The organism is Sphingobium fluminis (assembly GCF_037723805.1).
Lineage (GTDB): Bacteria > Pseudomonadota > Alphaproteobacteria > Sphingomonadales > Sphingomonadaceae > Sphingobium.
In genome coordinates this window covers 1-19,219 of the sequence record NZ_JBBJUK010000005.1, presented here as the reverse complement: position 1 = coordinate 19,219, position 19,219 = coordinate 1, and the positions used below count along the sequence as shown (strand labels likewise).

General features: G+C 61.7%; 21 protein-coding genes. 9 read left to right on the top strand and 12 right to left on the bottom strand.

Features of this window, described 5'->3' with window-relative positions; translation table 11 throughout:
- Window positions 1-32 precede the first annotated feature (32 nt).
- Both WG907_RS13630 and WG907_RS13625 read left to right on the top strand, forming a co-directional pair.
- Window positions 33-566, top strand: a complete 534-nt coding sequence (locus tag WG907_RS13630; protein ID WP_340233586.1) for a MarR family winged helix-turn-helix transcriptional regulator — start codon at window positions 33-35, stop codon at window positions 564-566.
- Between the two features lie 40 nt (window positions 567-606).
- Window positions 607-909 carry a YciI family protein gene (locus WG907_RS13625; protein ID WP_340233584.1) on the top strand — a complete coding sequence of 101 codons (303 nt, stop codon included), beginning with the start codon at window positions 607-609 and terminating at the stop codon, window positions 907-909.
- Between the two features lie 22 nt (window positions 910-931).
- Here WG907_RS13625 and WG907_RS13620 read toward each other — a convergent pair whose 3' ends face one another.
- The 3 genes from WG907_RS13620 to WG907_RS13610 form a co-directional block, all read right to left on the bottom strand.
- Window positions 932-1,960 carry an NADP-dependent oxidoreductase gene (locus WG907_RS13620; protein WP_340233582.1) on the bottom strand — a complete coding sequence of 343 codons (1,029 nt, stop codon included), beginning with the start codon at window positions 1,958-1,960 and terminating at the stop codon, window positions 932-934.
- A gap of 66 nt (window positions 1,961-2,026) precedes the next feature.
- Window positions 2,027-2,428: a putative quinol monooxygenase gene (locus WG907_RS13615; protein ID WP_340233580.1), complete on the bottom strand. Its 402-nt coding sequence runs from the start codon at window positions 2,426-2,428 to the stop codon at window positions 2,027-2,029.
- The gene (locus tag WG907_RS13610; protein WP_340233578.1) at window positions 2,425-3,837 is read right to left on the bottom strand and encodes an aromatic ring-hydroxylating oxygenase subunit alpha; all 1,413 of its coding nucleotides are present in this window, start codon (window positions 3,835-3,837) and stop codon (window positions 2,425-2,427) included. Before WG907_RS13610 ends, WG907_RS13615 begins: the two co-directional genes overlap by 4 nt.
- A 197-nt stretch (window positions 3,838-4,034) precedes the next feature.
- Here WG907_RS13610 and WG907_RS13605 point away from each other — a divergent pair, with 197 nt between their 5' ends.
- Window positions 4,035-4,889, top strand: coding sequence for a MaoC/PaaZ C-terminal domain-containing protein (locus tag WG907_RS13605; RefSeq protein WP_340233576.1), 855 nt, complete (start codon window positions 4,035-4,037; stop codon window positions 4,887-4,889).
- Window positions 4,890-4,929: 40 nt separating this feature from the next.
- Entirely contained in the window at window positions 4,930-5,712 is a 783-nt protein-coding gene (locus tag WG907_RS13600) for a tyrosine-protein phosphatase (RefSeq protein ID WP_340233574.1), read from the top strand.
- A gap of 224 nt (window positions 5,713-5,936) precedes the next feature.
- On the opposite strand, the gene WG907_RS13595 is transcribed toward WG907_RS13600, so the two are convergent.
- From WG907_RS13595 to WG907_RS13565, 7 genes are all read right to left on the bottom strand, one after another.
- Window positions 5,937-6,722 (bottom strand): SDR family oxidoreductase, encoded by a 786-nt coding sequence (locus tag WG907_RS13595; protein ID WP_340233573.1) that lies wholly within the window; start codon window positions 6,720-6,722, stop codon window positions 5,937-5,939.
- Between the two features lie 29 nt (window positions 6,723-6,751).
- On the bottom strand, window positions 6,752-7,063 hold the full coding sequence (locus WG907_RS13590) for an NIPSNAP family protein (protein WP_340233572.1): 312 nt from the start codon (window positions 7,061-7,063) through the stop codon (window positions 6,752-6,754).
- Window positions 7,064-7,104: 41 nt separating this feature from the next.
- Complete coding sequence (locus WG907_RS13585; RefSeq protein ID WP_340233571.1) at window positions 7,105-8,718, bottom strand: class I adenylate-forming enzyme family protein; 1,614 nt, start codon at window positions 8,716-8,718, stop codon at window positions 7,105-7,107.
- Window positions 8,705-9,637, bottom strand: a complete 933-nt coding sequence (gene kce, locus WG907_RS13580; RefSeq protein ID WP_340233569.1) for a 3,5-dioxohexanoate:acetyl-CoA acetone transferase — start codon at window positions 9,635-9,637, stop codon at window positions 8,705-8,707. The genes WG907_RS13585 and kce overlap by 14 nt, the downstream gene beginning before the upstream one ends.
- Window positions 9,638-9,712: 75 nt before the next feature.
- A complete protein-coding gene (locus WG907_RS13575; RefSeq protein WP_340233567.1) occupies window positions 9,713-9,943 on the bottom strand; it encodes a biotin/lipoyl-containing protein in 231 nt (76 codons plus the stop codon).
- Between the two features lie 193 nt (window positions 9,944-10,136).
- Complete coding sequence (locus tag WG907_RS13570) at window positions 10,137-10,862, bottom strand: aminoglycoside phosphotransferase family protein (RefSeq protein WP_340233565.1); 726 nt, start codon at window positions 10,860-10,862, stop codon at window positions 10,137-10,139.
- On the bottom strand, window positions 10,852-11,280 hold the full coding sequence (locus tag WG907_RS13565; RefSeq protein ID WP_340233563.1) for a hypothetical protein: 429 nt from the start codon (window positions 11,278-11,280) through the stop codon (window positions 10,852-10,854). The genes WG907_RS13570 and WG907_RS13565 overlap by 11 nt, the downstream gene beginning before the upstream one ends.
- 71 nt (window positions 11,281-11,351) lie before the next feature.
- Here WG907_RS13565 and WG907_RS13560 point away from each other — a divergent pair, with 71 nt between their 5' ends.
- The 3 genes from WG907_RS13560 to WG907_RS13550 are packed head-to-tail and all read left to right on the top strand — an operon-like array spanning window position 11,352 to window position 13,552.
- Window positions 11,352-12,137, top strand: a complete 786-nt coding sequence (locus WG907_RS13560; RefSeq protein ID WP_340233561.1) for an enoyl-CoA hydratase/isomerase family protein — start codon at window positions 11,352-11,354, stop codon at window positions 12,135-12,137.
- A 28-nt stretch (window positions 12,138-12,165) separates the two neighbouring features.
- Complete coding sequence (locus WG907_RS13555) at window positions 12,166-13,224, top strand: NAD(P)-dependent alcohol dehydrogenase (protein WP_340233559.1); 1,059 nt, start codon at window positions 12,166-12,168, stop codon at window positions 13,222-13,224.
- 10 nt (window positions 13,225-13,234) lie between these two features.
- A complete protein-coding gene (locus WG907_RS13550; RefSeq protein WP_340233557.1) occupies window positions 13,235-13,552 on the top strand; it encodes a 2Fe-2S iron-sulfur cluster-binding protein in 318 nt (105 codons plus the stop codon).
- Window positions 13,553-14,002: 450 nt separating this feature from the next.
- On the opposite strand, the gene WG907_RS13545 is transcribed toward WG907_RS13550, so the two are convergent.
- On the bottom strand, window positions 14,003-15,316 hold the full coding sequence (locus WG907_RS13545; protein ID WP_340233555.1) for an MFS transporter: 1,314 nt from the start codon (window positions 15,314-15,316) through the stop codon (window positions 14,003-14,005).
- A 27-nt stretch (window positions 15,317-15,343) separates the two neighbouring features.
- On the bottom strand, window positions 15,344-16,165 hold the full coding sequence (locus tag WG907_RS13540) for an alpha/beta fold hydrolase (protein ID WP_340233553.1): 822 nt from the start codon (window positions 16,163-16,165) through the stop codon (window positions 15,344-15,346).
- A 563-nt stretch (window positions 16,166-16,728) separates the two neighbouring features.
- Between WG907_RS13540 and WG907_RS13535 the strand changes: the two genes are divergently transcribed.
- Together WG907_RS13535 and WG907_RS13530 are read left to right on the top strand one after the other, a co-directional pair.
- Complete coding sequence (locus WG907_RS13535) at window positions 16,729-17,814, top strand: SMP-30/gluconolactonase/LRE family protein (RefSeq protein WP_340233551.1); 1,086 nt, start codon at window positions 16,729-16,731, stop codon at window positions 17,812-17,814.
- A 239-nt stretch (window positions 17,815-18,053) separates the two neighbouring features.
- A partial coding sequence (locus WG907_RS13530; protein ID WP_340233549.1) for a DUF3604 domain-containing protein occupies window positions 18,054-19,219 on the top strand: 1,166 nt, incomplete at its 3' end.

The following is a 19,219-nucleotide window of genomic DNA, read 5'->3' as shown; positions in this document are numbered from 1 at the left end:
AGCTTCATGAAAATGGATGAAAGGGACCGATCATGACCGACATCGCTGCTCCGTCGCCCCCGCCCGATTTAGCCCCGGACCTGCCGTCCGCACAGAAATTCACCTTCGGCTATATCGTCCACGACGTATCGCGCATCCGCCGCACCGTCATGGATCTGATCATGCGGCCCTATGGCATCACCCGATCGCAATGGTCGGTGCTCAGCGCATTGTCGCGCGGCGGCAATAACGGCATGACCCAGGTCGACCTCGCGCGCCTGATGGAAGTGGGCAAGGTGACGGTCGGCGGGCTCGTCGATCGCCTCGAAGCGTCGGGCCAGGTCGAGCGGCGGGCGGACGCCACCGACCGGCGGGCCAAACGCGTCTTCATCACCGATCAGGGTTATGAGGTGATCCGCCTGATGATCGAGGTGTCGGCGGAGGTGAACCAGCGCATCCTGTCCGATTGCACCGCCGAGGAGATCGAAGCGTGCGAGCGGGTTCTGGGCCGCGCCAAAAGGCAGCTCAAGACTATATTGGCCGAGCGTGCGACACATCATAATCCGGTTGACGATCCGCTGGCCTGACCGCACATTTTCCGTCCCCACCTGATAAAGGCAGTTACGTATGTTTTTTCTGGTCCTCGCTCCCGACAAGCCCGGCATGCTCGACCGGCGGCTGGACCATCGCCAGCGGCATGTCGATTATTGGGTGGGACAGGGGGATGCGGTCAAGGTCGCGGGCGCGATGCTCAGCGACGATAGCGCGGACGCCACGCCCGTCGGCAGTTCTTTCCTGATCGAGGCCCAAGATGAAGCGACAGTCCGAGCGCTGCTCGCCGCCGATCCGTTCATGACCGAAGACGTGTTTTCCGGCGACTTTCAGGTTCAGCCGGTGCGGCCTGCAATCGGCGTGTGGCGCCGGGACTGATCTCCCAGCCTGTCCGGGCGCTTCAATCCTCGCCGATATAGGTCAGCGTCTTGCCGCTGTTCGCTCCGGTGAACAGCGCCTCCAGCGCGCCCACGACATGGGGCAGTCCGGCCTCGACCGTTTCGTCGCGGTCGAGCTGGCCCGCGACCAGCATGTCGGTCAGCCTGTCGACCGCTTCACCGAAGCGATGCGCATGGTCGAAAATGAAGAAGCCGGTCCAGCTCAACACGCGCATCAACACTTCGCGTTCGTTGCGCAGGCCGGTGGGCGGCGGTGTCCAGCTCGGCGTGGCGGCGGTTCCGCACTGGATGATCCGCCCGTGGCGCGCCATGGCGCGGATGGCGGTGTCCAATATCCATCCGCCGGTATTGTCGAAATAGGTATTGAAGCCCTCAGGCCGCGCCCTGGCGAGTGTTTCGGCGAGGTCGCCCGTCTTGTAATTATAAGCTTCATGATAACCGAAGCGATCGATACAGGCGGCGACCTTCTGGTCGCTGCCGGTCAGCCCGACGACATGTGCGCCCGCCTGCCGCGCGATCTGGCCGACGACGCTGCCGACGGTTCCGGCGGCGGTCGACACCAGCACGGATTGCCCGGCGGACGGCGGCGCGATGTCGTGGAGCGCGAGCCAGGCGGTGACGCCCGGCATGCCGAGCACGCCCGCATAGGTGGACAGCGGCGCACGGGGGTTCGGGATGAGCGAGAGCAGGTCGGCGCGCGTGGCGACCGCATAATCCTGCCACCCGAAAAAGCCGTAGACGACTTCGCCAGCCCTGATCGAGGGGTCTTTGCTGTCGACCACGACGCCTACCGCGAGCGCCCGCATCGGCGCGCCGATCGGGGTAAGCGCGGGGTTGGCGGCCCAGCCGCGCTGCACCGGATCGGCGGACAGATAGAGATTGCGAACGAGGAATGTCCCGTCGCCGGGCGAGGGGACGGGGGCGTTCTGGGACGCGAAATCGTCGCGGCCGGGAGTCCCGGCGGGGCGGCGGGCCAGGACGATCTGGCGATTGGTTGAGGGAGAAGCAAAAGGAGGGATAAAATGTGTCATGACGCCGCTTCCAGTTAGTATGCTATATTACCAAATGCTAGGCAGGCTTCGGTCCGGCGTCAATCCTCAAAGAAACACGGCCCGTTCGCGCGCGTCTGCGGGATGGACCCTGGACGCGCCCGCGGGATAGATATCGAAGATCGACCGTTCGCCTTCCAGTCCGCTCAGCAATTCCATCGTCATCGGCGCGCTGGAACAGTCGAGCATGGCGCGGACGGCGCTGCGGAAGCCCTCATCCTTGCGCAACTGCGCCACGACGGCTTCGTCGCGATAGGATTCGATCGCGACGAACTGGTTCGGGTCGCGCGCCCAGCCATAATAGACGAAATGCGTCATCACCTCGATCGCGTCGACATGCGCCCGCCACAGGCCATCCCAAATTTCCAGAAACCGGCCGCGATGCACGGGATCGATCGTCCAGCGCGAAATGAACAGGTTCGGACGGGTGTGGATGCGGCTTTCGGTCATGCCTGCGCTCGCCCCGGAGTATCAGCAGGATCGTCGCTCAGATAGCGGGCGAGCGTCTGGTGCAGATGGCGGATGCGCACTTCCTGATAGGCGGAATAGAGGATGTCCCTGTCGCCCCCGTCGCGCATGCCGGCCTGGCACTGGCGCAGGCCGTAAACGTCCTGATCGTAGATTTCGCCATGCCATGGCGGCAGTACCCCGGCACTGGCGAATGTGTCATCTTCACCAAGGTCTACGACGTTCACCTCGGGCACCATCCCGCCATCCTTCGGCTTGGGCTTGAAGATCAGAAATTCGAACGTCGCGCGATTGACGTCGCCGCGCACCGGCAGGAACCGGTAGACATAGGGATAGCCGAGCGACCGGAAGATGATCATATTGGGAAAGACCGAATATTGCACCGCATCGGCGGCTTCCGCGTCGGACATGGCCGAATAATCGACGCCGTCCGCATCGCTCATCGCCGCGCGCATGCCCGCCGCCATATAGTGCCGCGCCTTCATGCCGTCTTCGAGCTGTGGCGGTTCCGTGCCCGCGAATACCACCGACAGCGCCGCGTTCAGTATCTCCTGTTCCGACAGGGCGCGCGGCAACTGGTCGCTCATCACCCCTGTCGGTTCGAGGAAGCGGGTGACATGCGGATCGTCCGCCCAGACATCATATTGGGTGCTGGCGTCGCCGCCGAAGGGCAGCGCCTGCGCATGGATGCCGGCCAGATGATAGGATTCGAGGAACGCCTCGACCGCGGTTTTCCAGTTCGCATCGACCGTCTTTTTGATGACCGTGGCCAGATATTTATCCGCATAGGACCAGTCGGCGAAATGGCCCGGCAAATGGCCGAGATAGTCTTCCAGTGGCGGCGCGTCATGGTCGCGGTTGATGAAGACGAAACCCTGCCAGCGTCCCACACGGGCTTGCGGCAGGTTCATGTCCGCATCCTTGAGGCCGGGGAAATCCCAGCGTGAGGGCACATGGGCCAGCGTCCCGTCGAGATTCCAGGTAAAGCCATGGAAAGGACAGGATAATTTGGTCACGCTGGTATCGCCGGCGCATAATTTCATGCCGCGATGCAGGCAGCTATTATAATAAGCGCGTATATCGTCTTCCGCGCTGCGCATGATGATGAAGGATGCGCCGGGGCTTTCGTATACGACGCAGTCGCCAACCTCGGGAATCTGTTCCTCGCGGCAGGCGAATTGCCAGACGCGCGGCCACATCCGCTCCTCTTCGAGCGCAGCAAAGGCGGGGCTGCGATATTCGTCGCGCGACACGCGGGCGACGGGCACGTCGATCTCGGAATATTCGCGCAGCAGGGCCGGTGCCGGAACGGGGTCGCCAGCGATTACTTCCTGATAGAGCGGCAGATGGCTGTCGCGATATGCGGGCGCGATTTTCAGTTCCGTTCCCATCGTCCTTCTCCTCGGATCGCCTGCCCCGTCATTGCGGGGCATCTTTGCTGCGACGGATCATAAAGCACTCGCCCCCCGAGTCAATATCGTATGCTAGCATAGTATTGCCGTCGGGCTTGCATAAAGGAAGATTGCTAGCGTATCATGTGATATCTAACTATTAATCGACGATGCGCCGGCGGGGGAAATGACAGGCAATGGATATCGACAAAATCCGTAATATGGCGATCGCGCCGATCATCCAGGCCTATGACAAGCGCGATACGATCCTTCACGCGCTGGGGCTTGGCTATGGGGCCGATCCGCTGGACGAAGCGGAACTGCCGTTCGTCTATGAAAAGGACCTGCGCTGCGTGCCGGCCTTCGCCAATATCCTGTGCCATCCCGGCTTCTGGGCGCAGGACCCGCAATATGGCATCGACTGGGTCAAGATATTGCACGCCGAACAATATCTGACGATGCACCGGCCGCTGCCGGCGACGGGAACCGTACGCGGCGAATATCGCGTGGCGGCGATCGAGGACAAGGGTGAAGGGCGCGGCGCGCTGCTCCATCAGGAAAAGGACCTGTTCGACGATGCGACCGGCGATCATCTCGCCACCGTGCGCTCGACCCTGTTCATGCGCGGCAATGGCGGCGAGGGCGGCTTTGGCGATCCCATGACGCCCGCGCAGCCGATCGAGGAGCGGACGCCGGACAAGGTGGTCGAGATCGCGACCCTGCCGCGCCAGGCGCTGATCTATCGGCTGAGCGGCGACTGGAACCCGCTGCACGCCGAACCGGCGATCGCGACGCGGGCGGGGTTCGCCAAGCCGATCCTGCACGGGCTATGCACCAAGGGCATCGCCAACCGCGCGATCTTGTCGGCCTATTGCGACAATGACGTGGCGCGCTTCAAATCGATGTTCGTGCGCTTCAGCAAGCCCGTCATGCCCGGCGAGACCATACGCGTCGAATTTTTCGAGGAAGGCGAGGGCAGGATGCGGTTCCGCGCGATCGCCGTCGAGCGTGGCGAGGTCGTGCTCGACCGCTGTTCCGCTACCGTGGCCTAGCGGCTAAGGACGGGCGCATAGCATAGCAGGGGTATCGAGCATGACGGACGTGAATCATGATTTCCAGCGGGTCGTCCCGATGGAGGGCGGTCATAATTTCCGCGATATCGGTGGCTATCCGACGCGGGATGGCCGGCGGGTCGCCACCGGGCTGGTGTTCCGGTCGGGCACCATGTCGGAACTCAACGACAGCGATCATGCGCTGCTCGACGCGATCGGCTTGCAGGTCATCTGTGACCTGCGGGCGAATAATGAACGGGATCGGCGGCCGTCGCGCTTTTCGCAAGCGGCGACGTTCGAAATCTGGTCGCGCGATTATGAGATGAGCGCGGGCGATCTGGTCGAGGTCATGCAGCGGCCTGGTGCGACGGCGCAGCAGTTGCGCGACCATGTGATCGAGGCCTATCGCACGCTCGCCTATGAACAGGCGCCCTCCTATCGCGAACTGTTCCTGCGCCTTGCCCACGGGCCGCTGCCGCTGGTATTTCATTGCGCGGCGGGCAAGGATCGTACCGGCATCGCCGCCGCGCTGTTGCTCGACCTGCTGGGCGTGCCGCGTGAACGAGTGATCGACGATTATGCGCTGACCGATCAGTTTTTTTCGCGGGGATGCGAGCTGGTGGCGAAAGACCCGATCGGCGATCGCTTCGCGGGCGTCGACCCCAAGGTCTGGGAACCGATGATGCGCGCCGACCCCGCCTATCTGGAGATCATGTTCGACACGATCGAAACCCGCCACGGATCGGGCGAGGGATTTCTGCGCGACGAGCTGGGGCTGGATGAGGCGGCCCTTGGGCGCATTCGCGAGCGACTGCTGGTATAAGCACCGCGCGTCAAATGTGAGCCGTTCGCCCTGAGCGGAGTCGAAGCCTGTCCTGAGCGGCTGCTGCAAGCAGGCAGTCGAAGGGGGCCCTGCTAAGCGGAGGCGAAGCTCACTTCCCCCGGATCAAGTCCGGGGTCAGTGGAAGGCTTCGACTTCGCTCAGCCCGAACGGAGGATATGTGATCCTGATTTGACGCGCGATGCCCTAAAGCGCCATTTTCCCGCTCACCCGCGCGCGGGATGGGCGAAGGACACGACGGTCAGCCCGCCATCGGTGAACAGCTCCGCCGCGGTCATATAGCTGGAATCTTCCGACGCGAGGAAGACCACGACCTTGCCGAATTCGGCGGGCAGCCCCATCCGCCCCATCGGGATCGCGTCGACCAGCGCGCGCACTTGCGGCATGGCCTGCACCTGCGGATTTTCCAGCATTTCGGTGAGATGCGCGCCGGGATGGATCGAATTGACGCGGATATTATCGCCCCTGAGCGCGCAATGCACCGCCGTCGTCTTGGTGAGGTTTGCGATGCCCGCCTTGCTCGCGCCGTAGAGCGAGGTCGTCGGCAGCGCCATCTTGGTCGAATTGGACGCGACGTTGATGATCGAACCGCCGCCGCCCTTCCGCATGGCGGGCAGCACGGCCTTGATGCCCAGAAATGGACCGATCAGATTGACGTCGAGGATCGCCTGGAACTGTTCGACGGTCGCTTCCTCGATATCGATCGGGATGTTGATGCCGGCATTGTTGACGAGGCCGTCGATCCGGCCCTCGGTCGCCATGACGCCATCGACCAGCGCGGCCCAGGATTGCGCCTCGCGCACGTCCAGATGGACATAGCGCGCCCGATGTCCGGCCGCCCGTAAATCGCTTGCCCGCGCCTGACCCGCATCGTCCAGCACATCGGCGATGACGACGCTCGCGCCCTCCGCGCACAGCGCATCGGCGGCTCCGCCACCCAGTCCGCGCGATCCGCCGGTCACGATCGCGACCTTGTCGTTCAGCCTGCCCATCGGCATCCTCCTATAGCGTCGTTATCGGGTCAGCCACGCGCCGGCGCATAGGGCGCGTCCGAAGCGAAGGAGAGGGTTTCGTTGACGACGGACCTTGCCAGCGCCGCGACGATCTCCGGGAAATCGGGGTCGGCCTTGAGCGCTTCGACCGCCGCGAAATAGCTGTTGGCGTCGGGCACCTCCCATATGTGGGTGACGGTGTTCAGCCGGTCGATCTCGCTGATCATCGCGTGCAGCATCGTGCAGCCGCGCGCCTCCATCTTTTGCCGGACCTTGGGCGCGATCGCGAGGAAATCCAGGACGCCGGCATAGGATAGTTCGAGTCGGGCGATCAGATACATGGGGTCGTCTCCTGTGGTGACGAAGGCCCGGGGCCGATGAGTCAGCCCTGGTCCCGTTCCACGAAATGCTTGCGGATCAGCGCGCGCTGCACCTTGCCGGATGCGGTGCGGGGCAGGGGGACGCCGGTTTCGATCCGCCGGGGAATCTTGTACGCCGCCAGCGATTTGCGCGCGAAGGCGATGACATCGTCCGGGTCGACGCTGTGGCCGGGCCGGATTTCCAGCGCGGCGGTGACGCCTTCGCCCCATTTGGGATGGGGCAGGCCGAACACGGCGCAATCGAGGATGGCGGGATGATCGCGCAGCACCGCCTCCACCTCGGCGGGGTAGACATTCTCGCCGCCCGAAACGATCATGTCCTTGATGCGGTCGGTCAGGAACAGATAGCCTTCCGCGTTCAGCCGCCCGCCATCGCCCGACCGATACCAGCCGTCGATCAGCGCCTCGGCGGTGGCCTGGGGCTTTTTCCAATATTCGATCAGCAGGCTGGGACCCTTCACCCAGATTTCGCCGGGGGTATCGACCGGCAGCAATTCCCCTTGTGAATCGCGGATCGCGATCTCGAAGCCGGGCAGGGGGCTCCCGACCGAACGCAGCAGCGCGGGATGGCTCGCATCATGCTGGTGCGGCCCCAATATGGTCATCGTGCCCGAAATCTCGGTCATGCCATAATATTGCAGGAAGCGGCAGCCGAGCCGGTCGACCGATCGCTCCAGCAGCGCCGGGTCCATCGACGCTGCGCCATAATGGATGCCGCGCAGGCTGGGGGCACGCACGCCGCGCGCATCCATCTCGCCGATCAGCGCGCGCACCAGCGTGGGCACGATGAAGGTGCGGGTGATGCCATGGTCCAGGCAATTGTCGAGAATGACGGCGGGGTTGGTGTCCGCGATCACATGCGCGGTGCCGCCCCGGACCAGCGCGGTGCAGACCCACGACATGCCGCCGATATGAAAGGATGGCAGCGGCGAGAGCAAAATCTCGTCATCGCCCCAGTCGTCGAAATGGCCCGACATGATTTCGATATGGCGGTGAATGCCGAAATTATATTGCGATGTGACGACGCCCTTGGGCCGGCCGGTCGTGCCGCTGGTGTAGAGTTGCAGGCAGGGTGCATGCGGATCGAGCGGTTCGCGCGGGGCCGGGGGTGCGGCGGCGATCCGGGGGCGCAGCCCTTGCGGCCCGTCATCGTCCACCACCAGACGCGGCAGGTTCCGGCAATCGGCTTCGTCGAGCAGGCCGGTAAATTCGGCATCGGCGACGATCAGCGAGACATCGCCGTCCTCCAGCACATAGGCTGTTTCGGGCGCGGTGTTGCGCCAGTTGACCGGCACCATCACCGCGCCGGCGCGCATGCCGCCAAGCAGCATGAGGAAGTATAGATCGCTATTCTTGCCGATATAGGCAAAGCGCCCGCCGACGCCGATGCCATGGTCGCGCAGCAGGGTGACGACGGCGTTGCAGCCGCGATCGAGCTGCGCATAGGTCCAGCGGTGCGCCCCGAAGACGAGCGCGATCTTGTCGGGCGACTGCGCGGCAAAGACATTGGCATATTCAGACGGCAGTATGAGGCCGCTATCGTCGAGCGGCAGCCCCCGGGCGAGGGCCAAGCCTTCGGCCACCGCCGACGAAGCGCCGGTTTCAGAAGGCGACATTATCGCCGCCCTTGGTCTGCATCATCGCCCGCGCATCTTCGGGCGTGGCGACGGTCAGACTCAGTTCCTCCAGGATGCGCCGGATCTTGGCGACCTGAACCGCGTTGGAGGTCGCCATCTGCCCCTTGCCCGCATAGAGGCTGTCCTCCAGCCCGACGCGAACCGACCCGCCGAGCAGCGCCGACAAGGTCGTCAGCCGCATCTGATGCCTGCCCGCCGCGAGCAGCGAAAAAATGAAATCCTCGCCGAACAGCCGGTCGGCGGTGGTCTTCATGTGCATCACATTTTCAGGATCGGGTCCGATGCCGCCCAATATGCCGAACACGCCCTGAATGAAGAAGGGCGGCTCGACCAGCTTGCGGTCGACGAAATGGGCGAGATTATAGAGATGGGCCATGTCATAGCATTCAAATTCGAACCGCGTACCCTGGTCCGACAATTGCGTCATCGCTTCTTCGATCTGGGCGAAGGTATTGGACAGGATGAAATCCTTCGTCATGTCCAGATAGGGTTTTTCCCAGTCATGCTGCCATTGCGTGATCTTGGCGCCCGCGCCCGAGATGTTGAAATTAACCGACCCCATGTTCATCGAACAGACTTCGGGTTTGAACATTTTGGCAGGGGCCAGCCGGTCGTCCAGGCTCATGCCAAGCCCGCCGCCGGTCGTGATGTTGAGAATGGCGTCGGTCGACTGTTTGATGCGCGGCAAAAAGGCGCGGAACAGTTCTGGGTCCTGCGATGGCTGCCCCGTTTCTGGATTGCGCGCATGCAGGTGCAGCATGGCCGCGCCGGCTTCCGCCGCCTCGATGGCGTTCGTTGCGATCTGGTCCGCCGTGATCGGCAGATGCGGCGACATGGTGGGTGTGTGGATCGACCCGGTGATGGCGCAGGTGATGATGACCTTGTCAGTACGCTTCATAGTGTTCCGGCGCCTGTCACGCCCCTCCTGTTCGTCGATATGGGCGATATGCGCCTTGTTGGGTGGCTGCTGGCGTCAGACGATCTCTGCTAGGATGGTCCCGACCTCATAGGTTTCGCCGGCGGGTTTGAGGATTTTCAGCGTCCCCGATGCAGGCGCTTCGACCTCTTGAGTCGACTTGTCGCTTTCCAGCGCGAACAGCGGTTCGCCTTCCTTCACCGGGCCGCCATCGGCCACCATCCATTCGGCCAGATTGCCTTCGTTCATCGAAAATCCAAGCTTTGGCAGGATGACTTCCGTCGCCATATTTCCATCCTCTGATTCCGGGTGCCCATAACTGCCGGGCTTTTCTTGCAAGCATATGGTAATCATGCATACCTCTTACGTCCAGCAAATTACGCATGGGAGCGAAGCGCCATGGCGCAGGAGCAGGCGTCGCCCGGACCGGCATCGACAATGCGCCGGTCGCGATCCTGGACGGTATGAGAGGACGTCGGCTCTAAAAGGCATCCAGCGAATCATAATCGTCGATGGCCGATCCCATGCGACGCAGGAATTCCAGCGTCGTATGTTCGGGCTGCATCGCGGGCATGTCTGCGGTCGGGCGCATGGTGATGGTCCAGAAGGCGAAAGCGGTGAACATCTGTTGCCGCACATTGCGCAAGGCGTCGTTAAAATCGATCTTCGGCGCGCCCTTTGCCGCCATCAGGTCGAGATAGAGGCGCAAGAGATCCTCCAGCCAGTCGCGCCGCTGCTCGACGGTAAGCGCGGTCAGCGTCGAGAAAATGAAATCGCGGCTCCAGTGGCCGATCGTCGTCAACTGCCAGTCGGCCAGCCCCATGCGATCGTCGGCGGTTATATACCAGTTTTTGAGGTGCACATCGCTGTGGATCAGCGTGCGGGGCAGGTCCAGATGGCGGGCGACGGATTTTTCGGTCGCGTCCCATATCTCGGTGCGCCGGCGGACCAGCCGATCGGGCAGCACCGATGACGACGCCGCCACGCCCTTGTCGCAAAAGGCCGGAAAATCGGGCGCGCCGCGCATCATGTCGCGCCACCAGTCGGGCCAGTGCTTGAACGGCAGCGCTGCCGTCCCGAGTTCCGGGCTGTCATAGAAGCGCGAATGGAGATCCGACAGCGTCGTCACCAGCGACTCCGCCTGAACGCGGGTCAGCGTGGTGCGCTCGTCGGGGAAATGCACCTGCCCCGCCATATCATCCATCATGATGAAATAGGCATAATTGTTGGGATCGAAACGGGCGAAGCGCTTCGAAATCGAGCCGGGGGCGCACCAGATTGTAGAAGTCCGCCTCCGCTTGCGCCGTATCCGACACGCCGAGCACGATACGGTTTTCGAGCGTCTCCGCCGCCTTGCAGAATACCGTCGCGGGCAGGCCCGCCGCTTGTCCGGCCTCATTATAATGGAGGAAGATGCGGCGGCGGTTGGACGATCCGTCATCGCGCTCATCGAAACGGAAGTCCGTGACCGCCGCGCCGGGCGCATTGCCGCACAGTACCGCGGCCAGCCATTCGCGCGTAATCGCCTTATAGGATGTCGGCACGTCATCCGCGGCGAACACTGGCCGGTCATGATCGGTTTCGGCTTCGAAAGCGGCTCTTATGGCTTCGATCGACGCGCCCATGAAAATCTCTCCTTTTGGTACTATGGCATATGATATATTGGCTAACGAATAAGACAAGGCGGAGAATCGGCATGGGCGGTATGGAGGAAAGCGACAGGCCGGACATTCTCATCGAGTCCGATCCGGTCGCGCCCGCCATTCGCCACCTTCGCCTGAACCGCCCCTCGGCGCGCAACGCCATGTCAGCGCGGCTGGTGCAGGATTGCATCGACTGGTTCGAGGCCGCCCGGCATGATCCATCGATCGGCGCGGTCATCCTGTCCGGGGCGGGCAAGGGTTTCTGCGCCGGCAGCGATCTGGCGGGTCTTGCCGCCATGGACGATATGGAGCGATCCGCCTTCGAGGAAGCGTCGGGCCGTCTGGCGCGGATGATCCCGGCTTTCCCGCGGCCGGTGATCGCCGCCGTGCATGGCTTTGCGATCGGTGGCGGACTGACGCTGGCGGCGGCCTGCGACATCGTCATCACCGCGCCGGATGCCCGCTGGAGCCTGCCCGAAGTGCCGATCGGCCTGTTTCCGGCCTGGGGGCTGGACGCGGTGGAGCAGCGCGTGGGCCGCCCGGCCGCGCGCCGCCTGAGCTGGGGCATCGACTCGCTGGACGGTCAGGCGGCGGCGGCGATGGGCCTTGCCGATCAGGTGGCGCAGGATGTGGCGGGGGAAGCCACCGCGCTGGCGCGGCGACTGGCGGCGCTGCCCCGTGCGCAGGTGGCCGCCGTGAAAGACTATTTCGCGGCGCACCGGATCGGCGCGGCAGCCGATCAGGCCGCCAATGCGCTGTTCATGGCCGCTTGCGCCACCGATACGGCGCAGGCGAGCTTCGCGCGGTTCGGCGCAAAAAGCGAAACGGGCGGGCTATAAGTTGATCTGATTTGGAAAGGAGCATGACATGACGCAATCCTATGGTTTCGCGGCGCTGGAGGCCAAGGCCCGGCTGACCCCCTTTACTTTCGAGCGACGCGAGCCGGGGCCAAGGGATGTCGTCATGGACATTCTCTATTGCGGCATTTGCCATTCGGACCTGTTTTTCGTCGACAATGATTGGGGCTTCAGCGTCTATCCCATGGTGCCGGGGCATGAGATCGTCGGCCAAGTGACGTCGGTAGGCTCTGCCGTCACCAAATTCCGCCCGGGCGATATCGGCGCGATCGGCTGCATCGTCGACAGTTGCCGCCAATGCGAGCCATGTACCCAGGATCTAGAAAATATGTGCGTGGAGCATCCGACACCGACCTATTCGGGCTTCGAGCGGGATGGCGAGACGCCGACCTTCGGCGGCTATTCCAATAATTATGTCTGCGACGAAGATTATATGATGCGCGTGCCCGGCAATCTGAACCCTGCGGGCGCGGCGCCTTTATTATGCGCGGGGATCACCACCTATTCGCCGTTGCGGCACTGGAAGGTCGGGGAGGGGACCAAGGTCGGCATTACCGGGCTGGGGGGCCTTGGCCATGTCGCGATCAAACTGGCTCGCGCCATGGGGGCCGAGGTCACGGTCTTCACCACCTCGCCCGGCAAGGTCGACGACGCGCTGGCGCTGGGCGCGCATCACGTCGTGCTGTCGACCGACGCGGTGCAGATGACGGCCCAGGCGGGCCGGCTCGACTTCATCCTGGATACGATTTCGGCGAAACATGATCTCGACGCCTATCTCGCCCTGCTGCGGCGGGAAGGCACGCTCTGCCTCGTCGGCGCGCCGGCAGAACCGCTCGCCGTCAACGCCTTTTCACTGATCGGCGGGCGCAAGAGCGTCAGCGGCTCACCGATCGGCGGCATGGCCGAAACGCAGGAGATGCTCGATTTCTGCGGGCTGCATAATATCTTGGCCGACATCGAGCTGATCTCCATGGCGGATATCCATGCGGCCTATGACCGGCTGCACCGCAGCGATGTCAAATATCGCTTCGTCATCGACATGAGCACGCTACCCGCCCCCCACAAATGAGAGGAAGAGAATGGCCAGACTGACAATCGTCGATCGCTCGGGCGTCGGCAAATCGATTATCGGCGACCATGGCCTGTCGGTCATGGAGTTGATCCGCGACAATGGTTTCGACGAGCTGCTGGCGCTGTGCGGCGGCTGCTGCGCCTGCGCGACCTGCCACGTCTATGTCGACGCCGCCTATGCGGACCGCCTGCCGGCCATGTCCGACGACGAGAATGATCTGCTCGACAGTAGCGATCACCGCCATGCGCAGTCGCGTCTGTCCTGCCAGATACCTTTCAGCCATGCGCTCGACGGGCTGATCGTGACGATCGCGCCGGAGGACTGACTGCGCATCCTCCCTATGCGCGGTGACGGGACGGGCCTGCACGCTTCGCAGTTTGCGCTTCGGAATTTCGAGAAATCATCATTAGTCAGCCCGACCCATCCAGACATGGGAGATCTTGCGGCAAATCCGAGAGAGCGAATGATGACGCTCCGCAGCCGCCCGGCGCGTGCCGATTTTTGAACGAGAGAGGGATATCCCACCGGCCAAACGGGTCTATTCATATAATCTGTTACAAGCCTTCATCGCGGCGCCAGATGCGGATGATGGTCCGAGACTGACGCTCATAATTCCCGCAATGGTCAACGATATCGAAAGGCCATTCAATGAGGAGCGCCCCTCTGCCTGAAGCGGCAACCAAAGGGGATACTCGATAAGAGCCGACTGCTGCGCTCTGGCTGCGCCTGTAGTGATCGATATTTTAATTTCACCGTTGAGCCGTTCTGATGCCGTTCAGGTGGCAGCAGTGCTCGTCTGACGGGATGTAGCGGCGTGATATGGTTTCCATGCGAGGAAGAACAGCAGCCACGCGACTGGTCCTACCGCACAGACGATGGCCAGCAAGGAACTTCCAAGAGATCCCGGTCCGCTGAAGACTGTGTCGGCGAGAAAGCCTACCAGAAAGACACCCAAGCCAAGACCAATGACATTGTTAGCGAACGCCATAACGGCCATCAGCCTTCCTCGAAAGGCCGGTGGTGCGATCACGGGTAACGCGACTTGAGGAAATGCGCCAACCGAAGAAATGATGCTGAAACCCACTGCCATGAAGATCGATGCAAAAAGAATGGAGGATTGTAACAGCGCCAGAATGAAACAGCCCAGTCCTATCGGGATCAGCACCAATGGAATAAACAGCAACAAATCCCTGCGCCCGACACGGGCAATCCGCTCGGCCAAGACGGGAACCGAAAGTATCAGGACCGCTGTCATCACAAGTGCGGTGGAGAAGATATAGCCTGCGGCGGACGCGCTGACCCCTTGGGTACGGATCAGATGGGTAGGATACCACGCCACTGCGCCGTTCGAGACAGCATATAGCAGGGCAGGGCCGGACACTGCAGGAACGTAAAAATGGAAGGATTCACGCAGTGAAGCGAAAATGCCGAAGCGTTCCGGGTCCTGCAACGCTTTATCGGGAGCAGGCGATGCGTGGGTGCGCGGCGGCTCGCGCGTCGTGAAAACGATGATTGTCGCGAGAAGCAGGCCGGGAAGACCCACCAGCACCAGCGAAAGGCGCCAGGAAGCCAGCGGCGCCAGCCCTAACGCGCCGGCCAGCCAAGTCTGACTCGCCAGTTGGATGACTGCGCCGCCTATGACATAGGCCAGTACGATACCAACGGGGGCCGACGATAGAAAAACGGCACTGGGTGTCGCACGTTCGTTTGGCTTGAACAGATCGCCGATCATCGACAGCGCCACGGGCGACAGCACGGCTTCTCCGACTGCGAGTCCCATGCGCAAACCAAAGAGCATGGGAAACGAGGTGGCGAAACCGGAGAGCGTGGTGCAGATGCTCCACAGGGCCACCCCCAGTACGAGATATCTCTTGCGGTTTCCGCGATCGACCAACCACGCCACGGGCAGCGCCGCCAGCGCAAAGATAAATGCAAAGGACGGCCCCATGAGCAGCCCCATTTGCGTATCACTCAGGTGGAAATCGGATTTGAGGGGCTCCACCATCAAAGAGATGGTGACCCGATCGATATAGGACAGGACATACAGCGTCGCGAGCAGGCCGACCATGTACCAGCGATGACGAAACATAGGGCTCTCTACCTCCCGGATATAGGCTCAGACGTCGGCAGGTGAACTATTTTCGACCGATCCCAGAAAGGACGTAACGGCAGCGATACATTCGTCGAACTTCTCATAATATATTTCATGGCCGGTCCCTTCGATCACCTTGATGCGGGAATCAGGGATCAGATCGTTCATTTTCTGCTGGTCGCCAAGCGGCGCGGTATTGCTGTTTGCCGGGGCGAGAATGAGAGTGGGCATTTTGAGGGTCGAAACCATCGGTGTCAAATCTATACTGGGGAACAGCCGCGCGAACGCGGCCAGGCTCTCGGCGCGGTTCTTGCCCCATTCGCCTCGCAACCACTTTTCATGTGCGGGCCCGGTGGGGACCACACCCCTTCCCTTGATGTTCATGTCAAGGAACTCGTTCATCGGTGTCGTCGCGATCATTCCAGCGAGATCGCTATAGCCATAACGTTCCGAATTACGGGTCGGGTCTGATAGCGGCGCCGAGATCAATGTAAGGGAGCCTACTCTGTCCGGATATCGAGCGGCGAAGGCCACGCCCAGGACGCCCCCGGCGGACTCGCCGATATAATGGACCCGGTCGACCCCCAGTTCGTCGAGAAATTCAGCCATGTCTTCGACCAGCCGATCGACCGACCATTCGAATCCCGGCAACGGATCATCGGACAGCCCGTGGCCACGCATGTCGCGGCGCAGGACGCGATACTTCCCGACCAGCGGCGGCACAAAATGGTAAAAGAAATTCGAGCTTTTACCCCATCCGTGCTGGATGAAAACCACCTCTGGATCGCGCCATGGATCAGTGAAATTATCATCGTTGTAATAAAATGAGACGCCATTCAATTTCACATACGGCATTCTATTCTCCCGGCGATCAATTTCCCGATCAGATCATGGCACGATCCATAGAAGCGTGACGCTAGCCGCTTATTTCTGCCCGAAGGCGACGGTGACGCGAAGCATGATTTCGCGTCCGCGGTTCGGCACGGCGTAAGCATCGGATGACGTGTTGGCGATTAAGGTGCGCGAGGCTCCACCTGTGAATGACAATTGTCGCGAGCCCGTGGCGGCCCGATGCCTTAATACTAGTCCAGATATGGGGCGGTGTCAGCGTCTCCTTTAGTAAAGGGAAATCGGTTAAACGACGTTCAATTAATTCGCTAGACCGCGGAAGCACTGCGTCTCATGCTGGCTGTGAATGAAACCCCGCTACTGAACGGGATTAATGGTGAGGTCGACGCCGTCGGATCATGGTGGGAGCCTCGTGTCCGATGAACCAGGTTCCGGTTAGTTTGACACGACCAGTGACGGCACGATTGATATGACCTTCCGCCCGGCTATGGCAGCATTGTTCTACAATTTTACGGAAAGTCATTCGCGCCCCGGAAGCGGGCGATCGACGGGAGAGTTGCATGAACAAAGTTCAGGTGTTGATGGGCGGATTATTTGTCGGTCTCATGGGCGTGGCTTGGCCCGGCATTGCCGCCAAGCCGACCGGGGATACATGTCCCTCCTCAGGCAATCTCAAGTTCTTATGCGGGATACAAAGCCCGGAAGATCTCGCGGTTCTACCGGGCGGACGCTGGATTATCGCAAGTGGGATGAGTCTTGGAAGCGGGCTTCACCTTATCGACGGGACGACGAAAAAATGGGCGCGGTGGATCGCACCGGCGGGTGCCAGGCCTCGAGCACCTTTTGACCAATGCAAGGTTCAGCCAGCGCCTGATGATTTGGCAATTCACGGCATCGCGCTTCACCAGCGTGGACGCGGACGCGCGACTCTTTATGCGGTCAATCACGGCGGAGCCCACCCAGGCGTCGGAGAAAGAATCGAAGTCTTCGATATCGACACGACGCGCGGCAAGCCATCTTTGAGCTGGGCCGGGTGCCTCCCCTGGGCCGGCAAGCTGGAGGCCAATGCCGTTGTAGCAGCATCCGACGGGACCGTTTACGCGACGGTGATGAACCATCCGGGCTATACCATAAAAGATTGGTGGACAGGCGTGCCCAAGCTGACCGGAGCGGTTTACAAATGGACCATCGGCAGCCCCGCGTTCGAACGCATGGCGGGAACCGACCTCGTCGGCAATAACGGCATCGAAGTATCGGCCGACGGCAAGAGGATTTATGTCAACAGCAAGAGTGCGACTGTCATCGGAGACGGCACCATCACGTCCTTTACCACCACCAACCCCGCGAAAAAGCTGAGAAGCGTCGAGATCAAGGGCGGTCTTCCCGATAATATCCACTGGGTGAATGGGCGCCTGGTCGCCGCCGGAGCGAGGACCGATACCTGCCCCGTAAAGGCGAACGGCTTCCCTTGCATGAATGGCTATCACGTCGAGACGGTGGATCCCGAGACACTGGCCGTGACCTTCCTGGACCGAGCTCCTGCCGATCCGCAATTTTCGGGCGTCTCCGTTGCCGTTCCTGTCGGGAAGACTCTCTGGGTCGGCTCGTTTAGCGCGAGCAAGCTCGGCTATCGGCTGATGCCGTGACGCGGGTTGTTCAAGGCTGACCGGCGTCGAAGATCTGGATGCGCATAAAATAAATTGGAGGTTAAAGGTTCGAAGTTGGCCCGCTCTGAAGTCCGTGCATCCGGCCGGTTCATGGTATGAACGTTTGTTCGTGCGGGAAAGTCATGGACCTGCGTTGATGAACAGATGGTTGATCTATAAATCACTCAACCATTAATCCGGCGATAGATGCCTCACATGACCCGAGGGGACGAAGACTGATGACAGCGCGCAAATTGGTGGTGAGATATGGTGCCTGGGCAACATGCGCCGCTATATCGGGCTGGCTGCTGCTTGGTGGACGAGATGCCCTGACGGCAGAGACAGGAAAGGGAGGCGCCGCTGTTTCGGCAGCCGTCGCCTCCGAACCACTGTCGCAACCTTATTCGCCGCCCGTACGCTTCGCCAATGAGGATATGAATCTTTACTGGGGCAATACGCATCTTCACACCAACAATTCCATGGACGCCATCAGCTTGGGCGGGGCGACGACCACGCCGGAGGAAGCTTTTCGATTTGCGATGGGTGAGCAGATCGTGGCCGCGAGCGGCGTGCCCGCCAAGCTCCGCCACCCCCTCGATTTTCTGGTCGTGTCCGATCATGGCGAATATCTGGGCGTACTGCCCAAACTCGCCAAGGCCGATAGCGCGAAGGTCGACTGGCAGCCGGGCAGGCAGTGGAGCGAATTCCTGCAGTCGGGCGATCCCAAGAAGCTGGCGGCGATTTACACGCAATTTCATGAAAGGGTCAATGTTCCTGCCCAATTCACCCAGTCTATATGGCAGGATGTTGCAAGGACCGCCGATCGCTTCAACAATCCCGGCCACTTCACGGCCTTTATCGGCTATGAATGGTCGTCGACGCCCAATGGCGACAATCTGCATCGCAACGTGATCTTTCGCGACGGCGCGGCCAGGGCCACGCAGGTCGTGCCTTTTTCCGGGATCGACAGCACGGATCCGGAAAAGCTCTGGGCGTATCTGAGGGCCTATGAGGTTAAAACCGGTGGCCAGGTGCTGGCGATCCCCCATAATGGCAATATCAGCAATGGCCGCATGTTCGCGCCCGAGACCTTTACCGGCCAGCCGCTGACAGCGGCCTATGCCCGCGAACGCGCGCGGTGGGAGCCGGTGGTCGAGGTCACCCAGATGAAGGGGACGAGCGAGGCGCATTCCACCCTCTCCCCGACAGACGAATTCGCCGACTTCGAAATCTGGGATCTCGGCAACTTCCAGCAAAGTGTCAAGCAGCCCTGGATGCTGCCCTTTGAATATGCCCGCCCGGCGCTCAAAGCGGGGTTGCAGTTCGCGCAGAAACTGGGCGTCAATCCGTTCAAGTTCGGTATGGTCGGCGGCACCGACCAGCATAATGGCCTGACGACCACCGC

Coding starts and splice junctions, on each gene's coding strand:
- WG907_RS13630 (WP_340233586.1), top strand. CDS start 33: ATGACCGACATCGCTGCTCCGTCGCCCCCGCCCGATTTAGCCCCGGAC.
- WG907_RS13625 (WP_340233584.1), top strand. CDS start 607: ATGTTTTTTCTGGTCCTCGCTCCCGACAAGCCCGGCATGCTCGACCGG.
- WG907_RS13620 (WP_340233582.1), bottom strand. CDS start 1,960: ATGACACATTTTATCCCTCCTTTTGCTTCTCCCTCAACCAATCGCCAG.
- WG907_RS13615 (WP_340233580.1), bottom strand. CDS start 2,428: ATGACCGAAAGCCGCATCCACACCCGTCCGAACCTGTTCATTTCGCGC.
- WG907_RS13610 (WP_340233578.1), bottom strand. CDS start 3,837: ATGGGAACGGAACTGAAAATCGCGCCCGCATATCGCGACAGCCATCTG.
- WG907_RS13605 (WP_340233576.1), top strand. CDS start 4,035: ATGGATATCGACAAAATCCGTAATATGGCGATCGCGCCGATCATCCAG.
- WG907_RS13600 (WP_340233574.1), top strand. CDS start 4,930: ATGACGGACGTGAATCATGATTTCCAGCGGGTCGTCCCGATGGAGGGC.
- WG907_RS13595 (WP_340233573.1), bottom strand. CDS start 6,722: ATGGGCAGGCTGAACGACAAGGTCGCGATCGTGACCGGCGGATCGCGC.
- WG907_RS13590 (WP_340233572.1), bottom strand. CDS start 7,063: ATGTATCTGATCGCCCGACTCGAACTATCCTATGCCGGCGTCCTGGAT.
- WG907_RS13585 (WP_340233571.1), bottom strand. CDS start 8,718: ATGTCGCCTTCTGAAACCGGCGCTTCGTCGGCGGTGGCCGAAGGCTTG.
- kce (WP_340233569.1), bottom strand. CDS start 9,637: ATGAAGCGTACTGACAAGGTCATCATCACCTGCGCCATCACCGGGTCG.
- WG907_RS13575 (WP_340233567.1), bottom strand. CDS start 9,943: ATGGCGACGGAAGTCATCCTGCCAAAGCTTGGATTTTCGATGAACGAA.
- WG907_RS13570 (WP_340233565.1), bottom strand. CDS start 10,862: ATGATGGATGATATGGCGGGGCAGGTGCATTTCCCCGACGAGCGCACC.
- WG907_RS13565 (WP_340233563.1), bottom strand. CDS start 11,280: ATGGGCGCGTCGATCGAAGCCATAAGAGCCGCTTTCGAAGCCGAAACC.
- WG907_RS13560 (WP_340233561.1), top strand. CDS start 11,352: ATGGGCGGTATGGAGGAAAGCGACAGGCCGGACATTCTCATCGAGTCC.
- WG907_RS13555 (WP_340233559.1), top strand. CDS start 12,166: ATGACGCAATCCTATGGTTTCGCGGCGCTGGAGGCCAAGGCCCGGCTG.
- WG907_RS13550 (WP_340233557.1), top strand. CDS start 13,235: ATGGCCAGACTGACAATCGTCGATCGCTCGGGCGTCGGCAAATCGATT.
- WG907_RS13545 (WP_340233555.1), bottom strand. CDS start 15,316: ATGTTTCGTCATCGCTGGTACATGGTCGGCCTGCTCGCGACGCTGTAT.
- WG907_RS13535 (WP_340233551.1), top strand. CDS start 16,729: ATGAACAAAGTTCAGGTGTTGATGGGCGGATTATTTGTCGGTCTCATG.